16 protein-coding genes and 1 pseudogene are annotated in these 17,369 nt (G+C 40.0%); 10 read left to right on the top strand and 7 right to left on the bottom strand.

All coding sequences use genetic code 11. The features are described from left to right. Nucleotides 1-29: 29 nt before the first annotated feature. Nucleotides 30-2,729: a magnesium-translocating P-type ATPase gene (gene mgtA, locus IQ31_RS22205; RefSeq protein WP_208734349.1), complete on the bottom strand. Its 2,700-nt coding sequence runs from the start codon at nt 2,727-2,729 to the stop codon at nt 30-32. A 73-nt stretch (nt 2,730-2,802) separates the two neighbouring features. Next, nucleotides 2,803-3,531 (bottom strand): MgtC/SapB family protein, encoded by a 729-nt coding sequence (locus IQ31_RS22200; RefSeq protein ID WP_244294557.1) that lies wholly within the window; start codon nt 3,529-3,531, stop codon nt 2,803-2,805. 199 nt (nt 3,532-3,730) lie between these two features. On the opposite strand from IQ31_RS22200, the gene IQ31_RS22195 reads away from it, so the two are divergent. The 3 genes from IQ31_RS22195 to IQ31_RS22185 are packed head-to-tail and all read left to right on the top strand — an operon-like array spanning nt 3,731 to nt 5,878. Further along, nucleotides 3,731-4,207 (top strand): carboxymuconolactone decarboxylase family protein, encoded by a 477-nt coding sequence (locus tag IQ31_RS22195; RefSeq protein ID WP_145330110.1) that lies wholly within the window; start codon nt 3,731-3,733, stop codon nt 4,205-4,207. A gap of 40 nt (nt 4,208-4,247) precedes the next feature. After that, complete coding sequence (locus IQ31_RS22190) at nt 4,248-4,586, top strand: YciI family protein (protein ID WP_075993946.1); 339 nt, start codon at nt 4,248-4,250, stop codon at nt 4,584-4,586. 50 nt (nt 4,587-4,636) lie between these two features. Continuing rightward, a complete protein-coding gene (locus tag IQ31_RS22185; RefSeq protein ID WP_145330108.1) occupies nt 4,637-5,878 on the top strand; it encodes an RNA polymerase sigma factor in 1,242 nt (413 codons plus the stop codon). 7 nt (nt 5,879-5,885) lie between these two features. Here IQ31_RS22185 and IQ31_RS22180 read toward each other — a convergent pair whose 3' ends face one another. Beyond that, nucleotides 5,886-6,443 (bottom strand): hypothetical protein, encoded by a 558-nt coding sequence (locus IQ31_RS22180; RefSeq protein ID WP_145330106.1) that lies wholly within the window; start codon nt 6,441-6,443, stop codon nt 5,886-5,888. Continuing rightward, nucleotides 6,424-6,957 (bottom strand): hypothetical protein, encoded by a 534-nt coding sequence (locus tag IQ31_RS22175; RefSeq protein WP_145330103.1) that lies wholly within the window; start codon nt 6,955-6,957, stop codon nt 6,424-6,426. Before IQ31_RS22175 ends, IQ31_RS22180 begins: the two co-directional genes overlap by 20 nt. Nucleotides 6,958-7,157: 200 nt before the next feature. Between IQ31_RS22175 and IQ31_RS22170 the strand changes: the two genes are divergently transcribed. The 4 genes and pseudogenes from IQ31_RS22170 to IQ31_RS22160 all read left to right on the top strand — a co-directional run bounded on the left by IQ31_RS22170 (nt 7,158) and on the right by IQ31_RS22160 (nt 9,914). Next, nucleotides 7,158-7,976 (top strand): hypothetical protein, encoded by an 819-nt coding sequence (locus IQ31_RS22170; protein WP_075993950.1) that lies wholly within the window; start codon nt 7,158-7,160, stop codon nt 7,974-7,976. 213 nt (nt 7,977-8,189) lie between these two features. Beyond that, a pseudogene (locus IQ31_RS28170) lies at nt 8,190-8,915 on the top strand (DUF6688 domain-containing protein); the annotation flags it as partial. Beyond that, entirely contained in the window at nt 8,916-9,278 is a 363-nt protein-coding gene (locus IQ31_RS28295; RefSeq protein WP_208734347.1) for a DUF6688 family protein, read from the top strand. A gap of 75 nt (nt 9,279-9,353) precedes the next feature. Continuing rightward, a complete protein-coding gene (locus tag IQ31_RS22160) occupies nt 9,354-9,914 on the top strand; it encodes an AAA family ATPase (RefSeq protein WP_088162742.1) in 561 nt (186 codons plus the stop codon). On the opposite strand, the gene IQ31_RS22155 is transcribed toward IQ31_RS22160, so the two are convergent. Next, on the bottom strand, nt 9,908-10,486 hold the full coding sequence (locus IQ31_RS22155) for a TMEM175 family protein (protein WP_075993953.1): 579 nt from the start codon (nt 10,484-10,486) through the stop codon (nt 9,908-9,910). The two genes, IQ31_RS22160 and IQ31_RS22155, sit on opposite strands and share 7 nt — an antisense overlap. Continuing rightward, nucleotides 10,479-11,198 (bottom strand): outer membrane beta-barrel protein, encoded by a 720-nt coding sequence (locus IQ31_RS22150; RefSeq protein WP_145330102.1) that lies wholly within the window; start codon nt 11,196-11,198, stop codon nt 10,479-10,481. Before IQ31_RS22150 ends, IQ31_RS22155 begins: the two co-directional genes overlap by 8 nt. A gap of 261 nt (nt 11,199-11,459) precedes the next feature. Here IQ31_RS22150 and IQ31_RS22145 point away from each other — a divergent pair, with 261 nt between their 5' ends. The 3 genes from IQ31_RS22145 to IQ31_RS22135 all read left to right on the top strand — a co-directional run bounded on the left by IQ31_RS22145 (nt 11,460) and on the right by IQ31_RS22135 (nt 13,210). Further along, nucleotides 11,460-11,882, top strand: a complete 423-nt coding sequence (locus tag IQ31_RS22145) for an OsmC family protein (RefSeq protein WP_075993955.1) — start codon at nt 11,460-11,462, stop codon at nt 11,880-11,882. 11 nt (nt 11,883-11,893) lie between these two features. Further along, nucleotides 11,894-12,208 carry a hypothetical protein gene (locus tag IQ31_RS22140; RefSeq protein ID WP_088162743.1) on the top strand — a complete coding sequence of 105 codons (315 nt, stop codon included), beginning with the start codon at nt 11,894-11,896 and terminating at the stop codon, nt 12,206-12,208. A 123-nt stretch (nt 12,209-12,331) separates the two neighbouring features. Continuing rightward, nucleotides 12,332-13,210: a pirin family protein gene (locus IQ31_RS22135; RefSeq protein WP_088162744.1), complete on the top strand. Its 879-nt coding sequence runs from the start codon at nt 12,332-12,334 to the stop codon at nt 13,208-13,210. Nucleotides 13,211-13,290: 80 nt separating this feature from the next. Here the strand turns inward: IQ31_RS22135 and IQ31_RS22130 are convergent, their stop codons facing one another. Further along, the gene (locus IQ31_RS22130) at nt 13,291-17,157 is read right to left on the bottom strand and encodes a TIM-barrel domain-containing protein (RefSeq protein ID WP_088162745.1); all 3,867 of its coding nucleotides are present in this window, start codon (nt 17,155-17,157) and stop codon (nt 13,291-13,293) included. Between the last annotated feature and the right edge of the window lie 212 nt (nt 17,158-17,369).

The following is a 17,369-nucleotide window of genomic DNA, read 5'->3' as shown; positions in this document are numbered from 1 at the left end:
TTTCAGCATTTTACTCCAATAATTTAAAACTATAACCAGGTATGAAATTTTTGGATAAACCAATTTTTGACCCACTGTGTAAGTAAACAATAGCAGACCAAAATGCCGATAAGCCATGGAAAATAAGTCAGAGGCAGTGCCTCCATTTTTAAGGCAGCGGCAAATGGCGTAAACGGCAAAACGACCCCAATAATCATAATTAAACTCGTCAAGGCAACAACCGGTGCAGCAGCCCAGCTTTGAATAAAGGGTATTTTCTTAGTCCTGATCATATGAATAATTAATGTTTGTGAAAGCAATCCCTCTACAAACCAACCAGTCTGAAAGAGTGTTTGATCCGATACCGTATTGGCCTTGAACACGAAAAACAATACCGCAAAAGTGGCGAAATCAAACAATGAACTTATGGGGCCAATAAATAACATTAACTTAGAGACACTACCAGCATCCCATTTCTTTGGCTCGACGATAAATTCCTCATCCATGCTGTCCCAAGGAATAGATACCTGCGATATATCGTAGAGTAGATTTTGAATAAGCAGATGCACCGGCAGCATCGGTAGAAAGGGAAGAAAAGAACTGGCCCCAAGCATACTGAACATATTGCCGAAATTGCTGCTTGCCGTCATCTTGATATATTTAATGATATTTCCAAAAGTTCGACGTCCATAAATAACCCCTTTGCGCAGCACCATAAGATCCTTTTCCAGCAGAATTATATCTGCACTTTCTTTGGTAATGTCAACAGCCGTATCCACACTGATACCCACATCTGCCTCCTTAAGTGCGGCCGCATCATTGATACCATCGCCCATAAAGCCAACCGTATGTCCTTTTTCCCGCAATGCTTTTACAACACGAACTTTTTGAAGAGGGCTCAACTTTGCAAATACCGATACCTCATCAACACATTGATTTAACTCGGTGTCCGAAATGCTATCTAATTCATTTCCATTGACAATCCGATCCACCGGAATGCCGACATCCATACAAATTTTGCGTGTGATAATCTCATTATCTCCTGTCAACACTTTGATCCCGATTCCCAATTTTTGTAAGGATTCAATGGCCGGCTGTGAAGAGGGTTTGGCCGGATCCAAAAAGCCGATAAATCCCGTCAACGTCAATTTCGCTTCATCTGCAACAGCATAGGTCAAGGGGTGAGCACCTTCAAATTCGCGGATGGCAACCAATAAAACACGTAATCCCTCCTCATTCATCTTTTTCGAGGTTTTCAATACAATTTTACGCATCGTATCGTCCATCGGTACAGTACGGTCATTTTCGACATGCAGGCTACGGTCATCTCCCGGATCAAAAGCGTGTGTACAAAGCTCAAGCATTTCCTCTACAGCCCCTTTACAGATCAGTAGATGTTTGCCATTATGCTGTTTGAGGACCACAGACATCCGTCGCCGCTGAAAATCAAATGGAATCTCGTCAATTTTCAGATATTGATCCTCCACTTTCAAGTAATCGTGCAATTCGGCATGTTCCAACACAGCCTTATCCATCAAATTCTTGAGACCAGTCTGATGAAAACTATTAAGATAGGCCCATTTGAGCACCTCATCATCTTCGACCCCATACACATTAAGATGTTTTTCCATGACGATCTTGTCCAATGTCAACGTCCCTGTTTTGTCGGTGCACAGAATATCCATGGCACCTATATTCTGGATAGAATTTAACCGCTTGACAATGACTTTACGCTTGCTCATATTGACAGCACCCTTTGCTAGGTTAGCGGTGACAATCATGGGCAGCATTTCGGGAGTTAAACCTACAGCGACAGCAATGGCAAACAGTAGCGCTTCTGTCCAGTTCCCTTTCATCAACCCATTGATCAAGAAGATCAGCGGAACCATGACCAGCATAAAACGGATCAATAAGAAACTCACCTTATTTATACCCTTATCAAAACTTGTTTCGGGACGTTCGCCGGTAATCGATTTGCTGATACTCCCAAAATAGGTGTAACTTCCTGTCGTTACAATCACGGCTATCGCCGATCCACTAACAACATTGGTCCCCATAAAACAAATATTACAAAGTTCAATAGGTGATTTTTCCGCCGCATTCCGGATAGGCAAATAATTCTTCTCTACCGGAAGCGCCTCTCCAGTCAGCATACTTTCACTCACAAAAAGATCCTTACTCTGAACAATACGGCAATCTGCAGGTATCATATCCCCAGCAGAAAGGTATACAATATCTCCCGGCACCAGTTCGACAATAGGAATCTCTCTTTTCCCTTTAAATTTCCGCAATACTGTTGCCGTAGTTTTGACCATACTTTTTAATTTTTCTGCCGCGGCATTACTTCGATACTCCTGTACAAAACGAAGCAGCGCACTGACCAAAATCATAATGGACACCACAACAACTGTTTTATAATCTCGTTCGCCAACCTCTGGAAGCCCTACATCGATGATAAAGGAAACAGTGGCAATCAATAACAGAATATATATAAAGGGGTTGGCAAAAGATTTCAATAGCTGCACATACCACTTTGGGGCCTTTTGATGTTTCACCTCATTTAATCCAAATTTCTGTTGACGTTCCTTAGCCATTTCATCTGTAATCCCCTCTCTGCTCGTTTCTAACATCGCGCAGGCAAGTTTTTCATCCTGACTGGCCACCCCCTGTAACTTGGTCACGGTCCCCACATTCATTCCATTGGAACTGATCATATTGTGCAATGGATTCTTTGTTGTTTTATTGTTCATTTTAATCATAACCCTATAGCCCCTTTCATGTTAATTTCCGTAAATCCCGTTCTTATTATAGATCCGATTCTTATTACAGGTCCGACTCTGTACCTATAATTTCCCAGCTTATTTTTGTTACTCTTTCCTCGATGGTCAATCGACTAGCCATCCGTTCGATAAGACTATCTTGCTGACCGATGGCTCTAACGATGGCCCTAATGACAACGCCGTTTGTAGCGAGGGTATCGTCACTCGAAAGCGAAGACAACAACAGTTTTTCGTTACTGCTCAGCATCTGCATCAGTAAAACACGAATATGATTTTCGATGTCTATCCCACAGCCTACGGTCAGTAGATATTCGGTTTGTGATGCTGCAGATTTATTAAAAGTCAAGAAGGCCATTTTTTGCCCGATTGGGCGAAAGATCAGGTGTGTAAGAATAATAGCCAACGCAACCACAAATGCTTGGGCATGCAAACCTAGACCACAGAGCGCCCCTACTGCAGCCGAACACCAAATCGTCGCCGCCGTGTTTAGACCATGCACATTCAAACCGTCCTTCATAATCACACCAGCGCCAAGAAAACCAATTCCGCTGACCACATAAGAAGCAATCCGTCCGGTAGCATCACCGCCAATTTCTATGGAAAGCAGCACAAAAGCTGCTGCTCCCAACGAAACTAAAGTATTTGTCCGAAGCCCCGCATTTTTCTGGCGCCATTGGCGCTCTACTCCCACGGCAGCCCCCAAAAGCAATGCTACAAATAATCGTATGGCAAATTCAAAAACACTCATCTCTTTGTCTTCCTTTGCCTGCAAAGGTGCGCATTCCTACCTCCATGATCCGTTAGAGATCTTTTAGAAAATTATTAGAATTTTATTAGAGAAATAATCAAATTAAAAAACTGTAATACAGCTACTTATAATTTAAATATAAAATTTACAGATCAAGCTGTCCAATTTCTTTAACTTCAAGCATTGTTGTGGTGTAAATCAGTTACACTAAAAACAATAAAAAATGAAACAACGCATCAATTTTTTCGCAAAAGGGCAAAACGCCATGAAATCAATGTATGGAATAGGTACATATCTGAGCAAGTGTTCGATAGAACAAGAGCTTTTGCATCTTATTTATTTCCGTGTATCACAAATCAATGGCTGTGCGTATTGTCTTGACATGCATTCAAAAGATCTACTGGCGACCGGAGATCAACCACAACGATTGTTCTTATTGGATGCCTGGCGGGAGGCACCTCTGTATAGCGAACGTGAACGTGCTGGGCTGGAATGGGCCGAAGCCGTGACGAAAATTACGCATGGTGATGTGCCGGACGAGGTTTATACGAAAGCAACTGCTGTATTTTCGGAAGAAGAACTTATCGACCTGACCTTGGCCATTACAGCGATCAATTCTTATAACAGGATCAATATTTCCTTCCGCACACAAGCAGGAAGCTACAAAGTTGGGCAGCACAAAGTACAGCCAACCTCATAAACAGGAGGTCGATATTTATACGATAAATTAAACCATAAAAATGAAAGATTTCATCTTATTATTTCGTCAGGGGGCCAATGAACCAAGTCAACTGACAGAAGAAGAAGCAAAAGCTGTAAACAAAAGATGGTACGACTGGATTAGTGACATCGATGCGCAAGGTAAACTGAAGGATCATGGCTCCCGTCTTGAGCCAGCCGGAAAGGTATTAAAGCCAGGCGGTATCGTTACGGATGGACCTTTTGTGGAGATTAGGGAAAGACTCGGCGGTTTTATTGTCGTCGCAGCAGACGATCTTGACGAAGCCACAACCTTGGCCCATGGCTGTCCTATACTCGAATTTAATGGTAGTGTAGAGATACGTGCACTGCTCAACTAATCATATACGGGGCAGCTGTACACGCGCACAGCCGCCCCTGTTTTAGACTTATGGATCCGGATTTTCTAAAAGAGCTTTTCCAGCAAGAATTTACCAAAATAGTCGCTGTCATCAGTAAAAGTTTTGGTCTTCAATACATCGAAATCGCTGAAGATATCGTCAGCGAAACTTTCTTATTGGCCACAGAATCTTGGCAGACCAAAGGCGTTCCTGCAAATCCTACGGCTTGGCTGTACACGGTTGCAAAACAAAAGACATTGGCCCAGTTTCGAAGAAATAAAATATTTAAAGATAAAATCATCCCTGCAGTGCGACAGAGCGAGCTGGAAGCGGAAACCTTCGACGACTTTAATTTCTCACAGGAAAATATCAAAGACAGCCAATTAAAAATGCTGTTTGCAATCTGCACGCCAGCAATTGCAAGTGAGGCTCAAATAGGTCTTGCCCTTAGAATCCTCTGTGGTTTTGGTATAGACGAAATTGCCGAAGCATTTCTTTCCAACAAAGAAACCATCAATAAGCGCCTATTCAGAGCAAAGGAAAAACTACGTTCAGAAAAAATCGAACTCGAACTGCCCTCCGAAGCAGAAATTATTAAACGCCTCGATAACGTACTCCATATTATTTACCTCTTATTTAATGAAGGGTATTATTCTAAAACCCAAAATCAAATTTTAAGAAAGGAGCTCTGTATTGAAGCTTTACGCCTTGCGCTAATGCTTTCGACTTATGAGAAAACAAATACACCTAAGACCAATGCGCTTATTGCGCTGATTTGTTTTCATTCCTCCCGTTTCGAGGCAAGGCTGACCAATGAAGGTGATTTCATTTTGTATGAGCAACAGGATGAGGAACGCTGGAATCAAGAACTCATACATCAAGGGCTTCATTTTCTCAAGAACGCTGCATCGGGCGGCGAACTCACATCCTACCATCTGGAGGCTAAGATTGCGCAATGCCATTGTATAAAGGAAGACAGTCCAGAAAAATGGGCCGAAATACTGCAATGGTATGACCGTTTATTAGTTGTCAATTATTCCCCGGCAGCTGCATTGAATAGAATATTTGCACTGTATAAAGTAAAAGGTGTTAAAGCTGCATTAGTCGAAGTAAAAACCTTACAACTAGAAGACAATCATTTTTATTTTGTGCTGCTGGGAGAACTCTATAAGGAACTGGACAAAAACAAAGCCATCGCAAACTTTAACAAAGCAAAAATCCTGGCTAAAACAACATTGGAAAAAGAGATCATCCAACAGAAGATCGATGCTATAAAGTCTGCAATGGCCTAATTGTTTGCTATTGATCGATTACTTTTGCTCCTTTCCAATAGGATACAAAAAGTTGGTATAGCTCCGAGGGCTCCAAATCAATAGTTGAGGACGAATACATGATACACAGTTCTTGAGTGGATTCTTGATAAGCCATTTTCCATAACAGCGACGAAAGCTGCTCTTTATATTTAGGGGGATTACCCAATGTAACAATGACCATCGTATCACCACCGACTTTTTGTAAGTCGATGCTTTTGACATCCTGCCAGTCGCCTTGGCCAAAAGCTTTCGATACTGGTGTTGTCTTTCCAAGAAAATAGCGGTCGTTAAAAACAATTTGCGCTGTTTTATCCCGAAGGCTCAGTAGGCTGGAAAACAATAAAATTAAGAGTACTAGCAATGCTCCTGCAGAGAAAACTGTCGGTTTGGCTTTAAATACACCATCAAATAAACCGATACTGTACAATAAAACGATCAGAAGCAACAAACATAGGCCTCCCGAAATTGACAGTAGCTGACTTGTTTTCTTTTTATTTCTGTATAAGCTTGTTTCCTTCATCTGCTTAATTTCCCCAGTTAACATTCAGGTTATGTTTTTCAGCATAAGCTTTTCCTAAAGCATATACGTTGTCAAACACCTCGTTAATGGAAGGCATATCGTTTTTTTCGATCTTTTGGAGTAATGCCTGCTTTTCTTCAGCCGAACCTTTGCCATCACATAACTTTGCATAGGCGGTATATTCATTTTTATAGACAGGCAAAACTTTTTCAAATAATGCAATAGACTGCTCTTTCAGTGCTTTTGCATCGGCATCGGAAACATTCAGTTCCTTAATATCCATTAAGGCCTTTTCAACAACCTGAATTTTGATCCCGACAGATTTTTGAGCTTCATCGCCTACTTTCTTACTGGAGGGCATATCCGCAAATTCTACGGTCTCCTGCTCGAGCTGTTTGCCATAGCGTTCAGGGGCAAAATCTGCTACAAGATTTGTGTTTAAAACAACTTTTCCGAAAAAAGTCTCTGGACTTGGGGATTGACAAGCTGTAAAAAATAAGCTCATCGACATAAAAATAATAAATAGTGAGTGCTTCATATATAAATTCTGTTTGTGACCAAAGTAATTAATTATCATGAAATAGGCAAACATGTTGCCCCCGCCCTCCTGCTTTATAAAATTGTCATCAACCCTTCCTTTTAGGCAAAAAAGCACGATATCGGAGCGATTTATATTGCACAAAATGTTAATTTTTAATATATTAGCAATTACAACATAAGAGATTAAAAACAGTCATTATGGGCTATGATATTAGTTACCACCCCATCTCAGAACAGCAGATAGAAACTTGGTATTTTGACTTGCTCAAAAATCCTGAAAAGATTGAGGAAGTTTCTGCAACTCACCAACTAGAAGACTTCTATAAAACCAAATACCAAGACACCTTAAATGCGGGTCGGGAAACCGACAAAAATGATTATTTTGACAAAACCCACGGTTTTTTCATTGCTGTTGTACAAGGTTTTTTCGAAAAATACTTCTATGTTCGAGGTGGAGCCCTGTCCTTCTCCAAAAATGACCATTTATCCAGCTATTACAAACAGTGGGAACAATTTGTTCAACAAGAATTTCTAACCAATAATATCGAAAATAGGCTTGTAGAAAATTATTGTTCCGGTGTCTTTATCCCCGCAGAAAAAGTCGCGCAATTGTTGATAGATTACCAAAGTGACCCGACGATCAAGGATGAATTAGATACGCTATTTTCTGATAACCGTATTTCTATTTTCCTCAATGCACTGCAATATGCCAAAGATCGTAACCTTGGTCTCTTGGAAGCAACAGAAGTTGTCGAACCACAACCTTTTGATCTGAATGAATCAAAAAGTTACTCCAACCTTTTTAACTGCGACAAAGAAGGACCGCTTTTATATCAGACAACAGCATTAAAACAGATCCAGGAAATAGAACAACGCAATGGACTTCCAGAAAATGAGATTTTACCAAATGTCAAAACAGAGACAATCCATGCAGACCCAAAACATTTTGAAACCACAGACAGCTCTCAAAGCAGCAAAAAAAAGAATTTTTGGAAGAGATTATTCGGTAAAAATTAGGCGCTGGTCTCTGCTGGACATTGGCACTATAGCTACCTTTCATAGCATCTACACTGTTGAAGAAATCTTGAATTCCGACCCATTAAACACGTCAATAATATTGATTTCAATCTGTTATACGGATATATTTCAAAAACAATTGATCGCCTTGCGTCTGAATTAAACAAATGATTTGACGATATTCATCTTAGAATTATAACTGCTCACCCCATTATGATCTTCATTTTTCTCCTTATTATTCTTACGCTGTTCGGGATTGTATATCTGCTTCGTTCGGCTGTCAAAAAACAACAACGGAAAATAACAATTGCTGAGTATGCCATTATCATCGGCTACCTGATTTCATTAATGATAAGCGGGGTAGGGCTATTATTCCACTCGAGTCAATATAATCAAGCCGTAGATCCCGTAGATGGTGATTGTTATATTCCCTTCGGCGGAAAACACCTTGTATCGCTATCATTTTATTTTATTGCATTTAATATTTCAGCAATAGCGATTTGGCTCAAGGGACGAAAAATCCCCCCTATTCCTCTTGTTCTGATGCTGATTATGTTAATGATAGGTAGTATTATCAGTCTGTTTGTGCTCGTTCAGGTCAGTCACCACGATACGTCCACATTGGATATGTATGTTGGCAACGAAGGAACTTTATTCTTTATTTTCACGCCAATATGCTGCTTGATTATGGGCATTGGGCTAATCCGTAAAATCATCGTTGAAGAGCGGGGTTACGCTATGAACAGAAGCTATGCCAACAGCACGCTCAATAAAATCAATAACCTGCTTTCCTAAAAGCTGAATTATCCGACATGGGCTCTTATTTTACTTGTTCCAGTCTTTCTCCTACTAACTATCATCCTTGTCCTATTGGGGCAGGATCGGGATTCAATGGTGAAAGTTTTCACAGAAACAACTACTTGGGCTTTTTCACAAAAAATGCACCCTCCTATCCTCGATCATCAGGGCCATTACCTCTGTACAGTTGCGGCAAAAGGAGATCCCGCTCTTGTTAAACCCCTACGGCTAGGTACAAGACATGGCAACACGATCATTGTCAATAGACAGCTTCAGGTGGCCAACGCATTCGAAGAAATATTAAGCGATTTATCACCAGCATTACATCGCTATGTCAGATATTGCTACGATAAATATGGTTTTAATATCTCCGTCAAAATTAATTCCAGCAGCGCATCAAATGTGACTTATATTTTGATGAAACCACTAGAATATATATTTTTATTTTTCTTATATACATTCTACGTCGAACCCGAAAAGAAAATCGCAAAACAATACAGCTAATTTTTAAAATCGTAGCCAACAATCAGCCATTACCCCAATTTTCTCCATTTCGGGAAACATTTCATTTTAATCATTATGGATCAAACACATTATTTTATCGTTCTGACGGGAGGACCTGGAGTCGGTAAAACAACCTTATTAAATGAATTACATAAGCAGGGATTCAGCATTGTGGAAGAGGATGCACGGCGCATCATCCGAGAACAATTGGAAGCCGATGCTGATGGTCTACCCTGGAAAAATAAAACTCGCTATGCCAAACTCATGTTGGCCGCTTCGTCAGCCAGCTATTTGATGCAGGTGAGGCAAGATCACCAAAACTACATTTTTTTTGACCGCGGAATTCCAGATACATTGGCATATATTGCGATGGAAGGTCTTTCAATCGAAGAAGAACTGCTTCACGAAGCAAAAGGTCGACGTTATCATAAAAAAGTATTTATCTTACCGCCTTGGGCAGAGATCTATGCGAATGACAACGAGCGGAAACAAACTTGGCGGGAGGCCGAAAACACTTTCAAGATAATGAAAGAGACCTATACACAACTCGGTTATGAAACCATTGAGGTTCCAAAAACAACGGTAAACGATCGCGTTCAGTTCATCCTGAAAGCCCTGGAACAGCAAAACTATTGATTCCGCATTTCTTCCTCAATACGGCGGTCAGGTATAAGCCACATAATAGCGACTGTTCCATACATGAGCAAACTGATATAGGGATTAATAAAAGACAGTCCTATCCCCAAAAAATACAGCGCTGTAGAAATATTTTCCTTAACCTTCGATTTAACCGCTTTTTTCAGTGCAGATTCTTCCCCTTCGATTTGAATCACAAAATATTCAACGATATTATATGATATGGAACACATGATCAGGACAAAGCCATAAGCGATAATAGGATCCCTTTCAAAATGTGACTCACCAATCCAATTTGTTGTAACCGGCATTAATGATAGCCAAAACAATAAATTCAAATTGCTCCAAAGAACTTTTCCATTTACTTTTCGAACAATTTGAAAGAGATGATGGTGATTATTCCAGTACAGTCCAACGTAAACAAAACTAACGATATAGGAGATAATTTTAGGATATAATGGTTTAAGGCTCGCAAAAGTAAATCCTTCAGGTACTTTTAATTCAAGTACCATAATCGTTATAATGATGGCCAAAACGCCATCACTGAATGCTTCTAACCTGCCTTTAGTCATTTTTGAAGATCGGAGTTAATAGCTGATACTGCAGGCCTAAGCGGAATACATTTAATCGTGCCACACCGGGATCAGCACCAAGCATCCCGTTGTTATAATCCTTCAATCCCCATGAATAACCGGCAAACACGGTATAACGGTCATAATTTACATTAAACTGTAAACGAGGGCGTAGATCCAAATCGATAACCTTGCCTCTATCACGATCAAAACTTGTTTTATTCCCCTGTTTATCTTCAATGCTACCATTTTCTTTGATACTCAGCGTTTTGGCAATATCCATACCCAACTGAATATCCATTGTCATCGGTTCAAAAAAGACACGATAGCCAACAAAAGGATTAAAATTGATAAATTGTTGATTTAGACGGGTCTGACCACGGCTTCCATTCATAAACTCATTGCCTTCCAAATCAATCTTTGTCTGCAATCGTTCATATGCACCCTCTAAACCTAATATTAGGTTGTTGGCAAAAACATAACGGTAGTTTAAAGCGCCTCCAATATTGATTCCATATTTTTTTCCATAAGGATTATTGGTATAATAGTCCTGTTGTGTAGATCCATTCAACGTACTCTTTGCTTCCGTTCCCGATCCCGTAAAATTGGACACACCGGAGGTGACACCCACACGTAGTTCATGAGATTGCGAGAAAGCCATAAAATGGGTTATACCAGCAAAAAGTCCGACAAGTAAAAATCTCTTCATCATAACCGAAATATTAAATTAAAATCCTTTAAAAAATTGAGCGAATTTGATTGTTAAAAGTAAGAAAATTTATGTGATTCAACTTACTCCAATCTTTATTTTTTCTGTAACGATAAGCTGTATTCATCAGCGGAAATCCATCAATCTTATCAGCCAATAAAAAAATATCAGGAGACAATATGACTATATTTATTGAACTACATCAATGGAAATGAATCAATTCAGGCTTATTTTTGTTGTATTACAAACAAAAGAATAATCCGTATGAAATATATATTGGAAAACCCTATCCTTGGCCATATTACTGAGCAGAAATATAAGACCACAATACAATGGAGAAATGGAGAATTTATTACGGATGAACCTGAAAAACTTGGTGGCAAAGATCTTGGTCCTGACCCCTACACCCTTCTCATCTCATCGCTTGTATCTTGTACCTTAGCTACTTTACGCATGTACATCGATAAAAAAGGGCTTGATATTCCAGAAATTTCAGTCAGTTCAAATATGTACCTCAAAATTGAAAAAGGACAGGTGGTTACATATTTTGATCGCGAGATAGCTTTTGGACAAATCTTAGCAGAGGATACCCGAGAACGCCTGCAACAAATTGCCGAAGAATGTCCCATTTCAAAAATTTTAAAGGGTAATGCCATTGTCAATACGCTCATCAGGACAAATCCTTAAACAAGAACATCATGAAAATATTAACCTTTCTCATATTTGGTAAAAATGAAGAAATTCTCCTCACGCTCAAGAGAATCATTGAAAACACGCCCAACTGGAATGCAACGATACAATACGATTTGGATGCCTGTAAAAAACAGCTTATTGACGTCCCTGTAGATGTTTTGTTATTGAGTTCAGGACTCTCTCCTCAGGAAGAGCGTATAATAACAGATCACCTTACGCGGCTCACTTATCCGATTGGTCTGATCAAACATTATGGCGGTGGAAGTGGACTTCTAAAAAATGAAGTCTATAGTCTTTTTCCAGACTTACTCTCCGTTTAATAAAGCACGGGCAATAGCGTCCTAGAAAAACAACCGAAAACCGTTAAAACTCTTTCTTTATTGAACTAGATCAATAGAAATCGGCGGCTAATAGGCTAATTTTGGATACTAAATAATAAGATCATGAACAGACAGAACTTTATAAAAAAGGGACTTTTAGGTTCCGGGATATTTGCATCAACAGTGTCTTCAGCTGATATCTTGAAGAATGATATTGACGAGATAGAACCGCTTGAAACGCTGGATGCCGAAGCTGTAAACTATAATTCAGACAAATTGGAAAACCATAGTGTCCTCCACAAAGCGGCTACACGCGGTCATGCAAATCATGGCTGGTTAGATAGCAATCATACGTTTAGCTTCGCCAATTATCACAACCCCGAACGTATGCACTTTGGTGTGTTACGTGTGCTAAATGATGATATGGTGGCTGAAGGAAGAGGTTTTGGCAAACACCCTCACGACAATATGGAAATCATCAGTATCCCTTTGGAAGGTGATTTGCAACATGAAGACAGCATGGGTAACAAAGCTATTATCCGGAAGGGAGATATTCAGGTGATGAGCGCCGGAACGGGTATCATACACAGTGAATATAATAAAAACACCGATCAGGTAGTCAAGTTTCTTCAAATTTGGGTGTACCCTAATCAACGGAATGTGAGCCCCCGATACGATCAAATTACATTGGATATAACACAAAGACAGAATAAATTCCAGCAAATTCTTTCTCCAAATCCAGAAGACGAGGGTGTATGGATCCATCAGGATACCTGGTTTTCCATGGGGCATTTTGACAAGGACGTCCAAACAAAATACCAGATCAAAAAGGCAGGAAATGGTGTATATGTTTTTGTAATAAAAGGTAGTGTTACTGTCGAAGGACAAGAATTAGAAAGCAGAGATGGCTTTGGAATATGGGATGTCGCTGAAATTAACCTGAAAGTGACCTCAGCAGATACTGAAATCCTACTGATGGATCTCAGTATGATATTGGACTAATTAGATGCACTATTTAGACATCAATTAACAAAAAAAGGGGAGCCTATGAGGCTCCCCTTTTTGTTAAGGCTATTTATATTTTAGAAAGTAACGGAATTCAGCTTTTTATCAACCAAAATCCCATCTATTGCTTTCAGATTGAAGTTGACATTACGTTTTGCTTTCAATTTGATCTTAAATAAAACTTCAGAGCCATTCAAAGTCTCCTTGTTGCCCAGATTAACAAAAGTAGCATACAGAGCCTTACTTCCATTGGTGTGAAGACGATCGTTGCTATAATTGTTCATCTCTTTTAAATGTACGGACTCAATACCGACATATTCAAAATCACCCTGATTGTAAGGAAGAGCAAAACTAAGTGCATTGACAGCTTTAAGATTCTCTCCACTAACACTGATCTCCACAATATCTCCCGATTTTAAGGTCGTTTTTGAGGGAATCAATTTTAATTTACCACTGACCTTTTCTTCTTTATTTGGTTTTGCACCACCTTCTATGACAACAGCAACATTGGAAATATCATAAGCGTCAATCAGATTATTTTTATTGACATCGCCATTGCTGACATAACCTTCGAAATCTCCATCTCCCAGTCGCAATCCCGTATAGTTAATATAGGAAGTCAAGTCATTATGATCGATCAATCGGTCATTATTAATATCGCCCGGTAAGTAGCTTGACGATCCTGGTACTTTAAACACATATAATTCTCTTCCTGAACCGAAACCTCCAACAGCTTCAGAAACTGAAATTTTGATAAATCGAGCCACCGGATGGGTTCCAAAATCAAAACGTTTCATTTCGCCATCACGTTTCCAGTCAAAACTACCAGCTTCCGTCCAGGTGTCCTTATCGTTGCTATAGAATACTTTTCCTTTTAAAATGATGCCATTTCCGCCATCGGTTCTTGGAAGATACTCAAACTTATCCAATTGATTAACGGATTTTAGATCTAAGGTCATATCAAACGGAACCGCAGTCTGTCCCCATTTTGTATGCCACATATCCCCCTCATCATAATTGAACAATTTATTGATACCATTTCCGCCTTGGTTATCCACAGAAGTCTCTGCTTTGATTCCTTCAATGGCAAATTCCAACGGGTTTGCCTTTGTCTTTGCGGCAAATGTACTCCAATCTGAAACACCAGATTTATTGACAGCTCTAATTTTAAACTGGTAATCCGTTTCCGCGGCCAATCCTTCGAATAGCAATTGACTGTCTTTGATGGTCGAATAGATCAGATTATTGAATTCAATTTCATAATAATCAGCATTTGCAACCTTTTCCCAGGTTGGCGTTAAGGTATATGCTTGTGTATGTTGATCTGTGATAATAGCTTTGGGCGAAGTCAAAGCACCAGTCTGAGCCAGATAGTTGTCAACAGGAGCAAATTCGAAACCCTCCAATTGTACTTCTATTGCGGTCGATGAGACATCCTGTTTGGCTAGTCGTACCAGCAACATCGGATTTTTCACCAAAGGTACTTTTTCAAATTCAGATCCCTTGGTTGCAAACTGATTCAGGTTTGGTTGTGCGTCGTAGAAATATACATTTTCAGAAGTATTAAACGCATCTATGCTATTCACTTCTTTAAGTTTGCTATTTTTCCCATTGACCTTTACCGTCAATTTCTTCGGTGCTTTGCTAACGTTGAAACGAATTTCCGTAGACTTCATTTTCTCAAAGCCGTCAAATTCGCCTTGCGTTGGAGCAATCGCAAAAACAACTTTATTGTTGTTTAACTGTGAAGTTATGGATGTATTTGCGCCCTTACCATAACGATAAGCCTCTGTCTCTCCATCATCATCATATTCCAGGAAACTGGAGTTCCCATAAGGATATACTTCATAAATACGTTGATCTTTTTTGATTTCCAGCACATTATTATTTGGATTGGTCACCGGAATAATGGCTCCATTTTTCACGAAAACGGGCAGCTTCCAAATAGGCACATTAAAGTTATTGATAATACGCCCTCCCTTGTATTTTTCACCCGTAAAATAATCAATCCATTCACCATCCGGCAGGTAGATACCATTGCGCATATCATTTCCCTTCTCATCCACATGTGTTTCTTGGTAAATCGGTGCTACAAGGAAATTTGGACCATAGAGGTACTGGTATTGCGTTGCTTTTCCAAGCGTATAACTATTTGCTTGCTCTAAAAACATAGCACGAATGATGGGCAGTCCATCTACTGCTTGTTTCGCAACACTATAGCTATAGGGAACCAACTGAGATTTCAATTTCAGATACAGACGATTGATAGAAGTAGCTGGCTCCCCCAAAGCATGTGGGTATTTCTCGTTCGATCCCCAGCCATCCATATTGAGTTCCATTGGTGTCCAGGTCTTCCATTGAAAATCACGAATATTGACCTTAAAATTTTTACCACCAAAGATCCCGTCCATATCGGAGGTAATATTGGGCTGACCTGAAAGTCCCGAGCCAATATATGTTGGTATATGGAATCGAATATACTCCCATACGCCTCCAGTCTGGTCGCCCGACCAGATACCGGCATAGCGCTGTGTGCCTGCCCAACCATCCAATGAAATAATAAATGGACGAGCGTTGTTACCATAGTAAGGTATAGTATGTCCCACATCGGCGACCCCATTGAGACCAAAGGAGTATCCTGGACCAACCCAGGCCACATCCGTTTTTAGGACTCGTACACCCGCATCCCGAACCTCTTTTACAATATCACGTTGCAGTAATGCACTTATACTATCTTTCGGATGGAGATCAGACTGTGTCCATAAACCGATTTCTACTCCATTCTTACGTGCATAATCACCAAACTCTTTCAAATTTTGGATATTTCCATCTAAAGATTCCGTTTGGCCATAGCCAGCACCATAGCCATCATTTGGAAGAATCCAGCCCAAAGGCATATCATGTGCTTTATACCGGTCTATTACAGCGCGGGCCGAAAACTGATAATTGTTTTTCTCACCGTTCAGCGATTCTTTGATTCCGCCATTGTCCTTTTGACTTTCTTTATAGCGTTTGCCGTCTTCAAATAGAATTCCCTTTTCATCTTCTTTCCAAAAATCGCGGTTATAGGCATTAAGATGCCCCTCATACAAACCAAATTTCGGTAGAAGAATTGGGTTGCCCGTCAATTGATAGAAATCGTTGAGCAAAGGTACTATCCCGTCATTAATCATAAAAAAGACATCTAGATAATCTGTATCATGCGCCAATTTTACTGTCCCAGGGGTTTTGGCTCCAAAGGTATAACTTCCCTTCTTAAAGGTATGCCACATAAAACCATACCCTTTGGTTGACCAGTAATAAGGGCTTGGAGAGGCAACACCACCATCGGTCCAGCTGTTCTGATTTTCGATTGCAATCACTTTTCCCTTATGTGAAAAACGCCCGTTTTGAACGCCGCCACCAAAAAAGTATTCATCCGCATTTTCCTTCAATTCAACGCTTACTTGTTTCTCTTCGAAAACAATTGGCTTTAAGCTTTCAACGACAATTTTATTGCTTTTCCGATTGAGGATACTAAACTGAGAAGTCTGTTTATCCATTGAAAAAAGAATATCGTTAGTGGAGATGCTGACCTTATTACCTTCATCCTTTACCTCAAGCCCAGTGACCGTTTTCCGAGGTTGCTCTACCAATATTTTTGCTTCGGGTTTTGCTTCGGGATCACGGATAATACCGCCATGAACATCCTGGAACATCCTAAAAATATGATTACCGTAGAAATCTAAAGTCAGACGTTGACCATTATCGTATACTATCTCGACTGTTGTCGGATTAATTTTCTGAATCGTGATAATACGGTTGCCTTGATCGCGACCTATTGTACTATAATATTTGATCGTACTTACTTTAGCGTCAACTCGAGTGGGTTGAAAAATAAAAGGAGAAGCCAATCCCATCAGTAAACTGACTTGTGCTTTTGTGCTCCAAAAAGATATCTTCATGCGTATGATTTATAATGCATTAAATTAACTTAACAATAATACAATAGTAAATCGAAGTAAAAAAGAGATTATGGAATGCAAACGATTGTCCAATAATAATGTTGCAGGCTAGCGGCGGTTGCGGAACAGCTTCCGATGGAGCAGGCTCACCGACGGTCCTGTGCTGCGATAACCACTAGGCGGAGGATATGCAATAGCCTGTACATGGAAAT

Origin of the sequence: Sphingobacterium siyangense (assembly GCF_007830445.1) — a bacterium.
In the GTDB taxonomy this organism is placed as follows: domain Bacteria; phylum Bacteroidota; class Bacteroidia; order Sphingobacteriales; family Sphingobacteriaceae; genus Sphingobacterium; species Sphingobacterium siyangense.
This window is presented reverse-complemented; position numbering and strand designations above follow the sequence as displayed.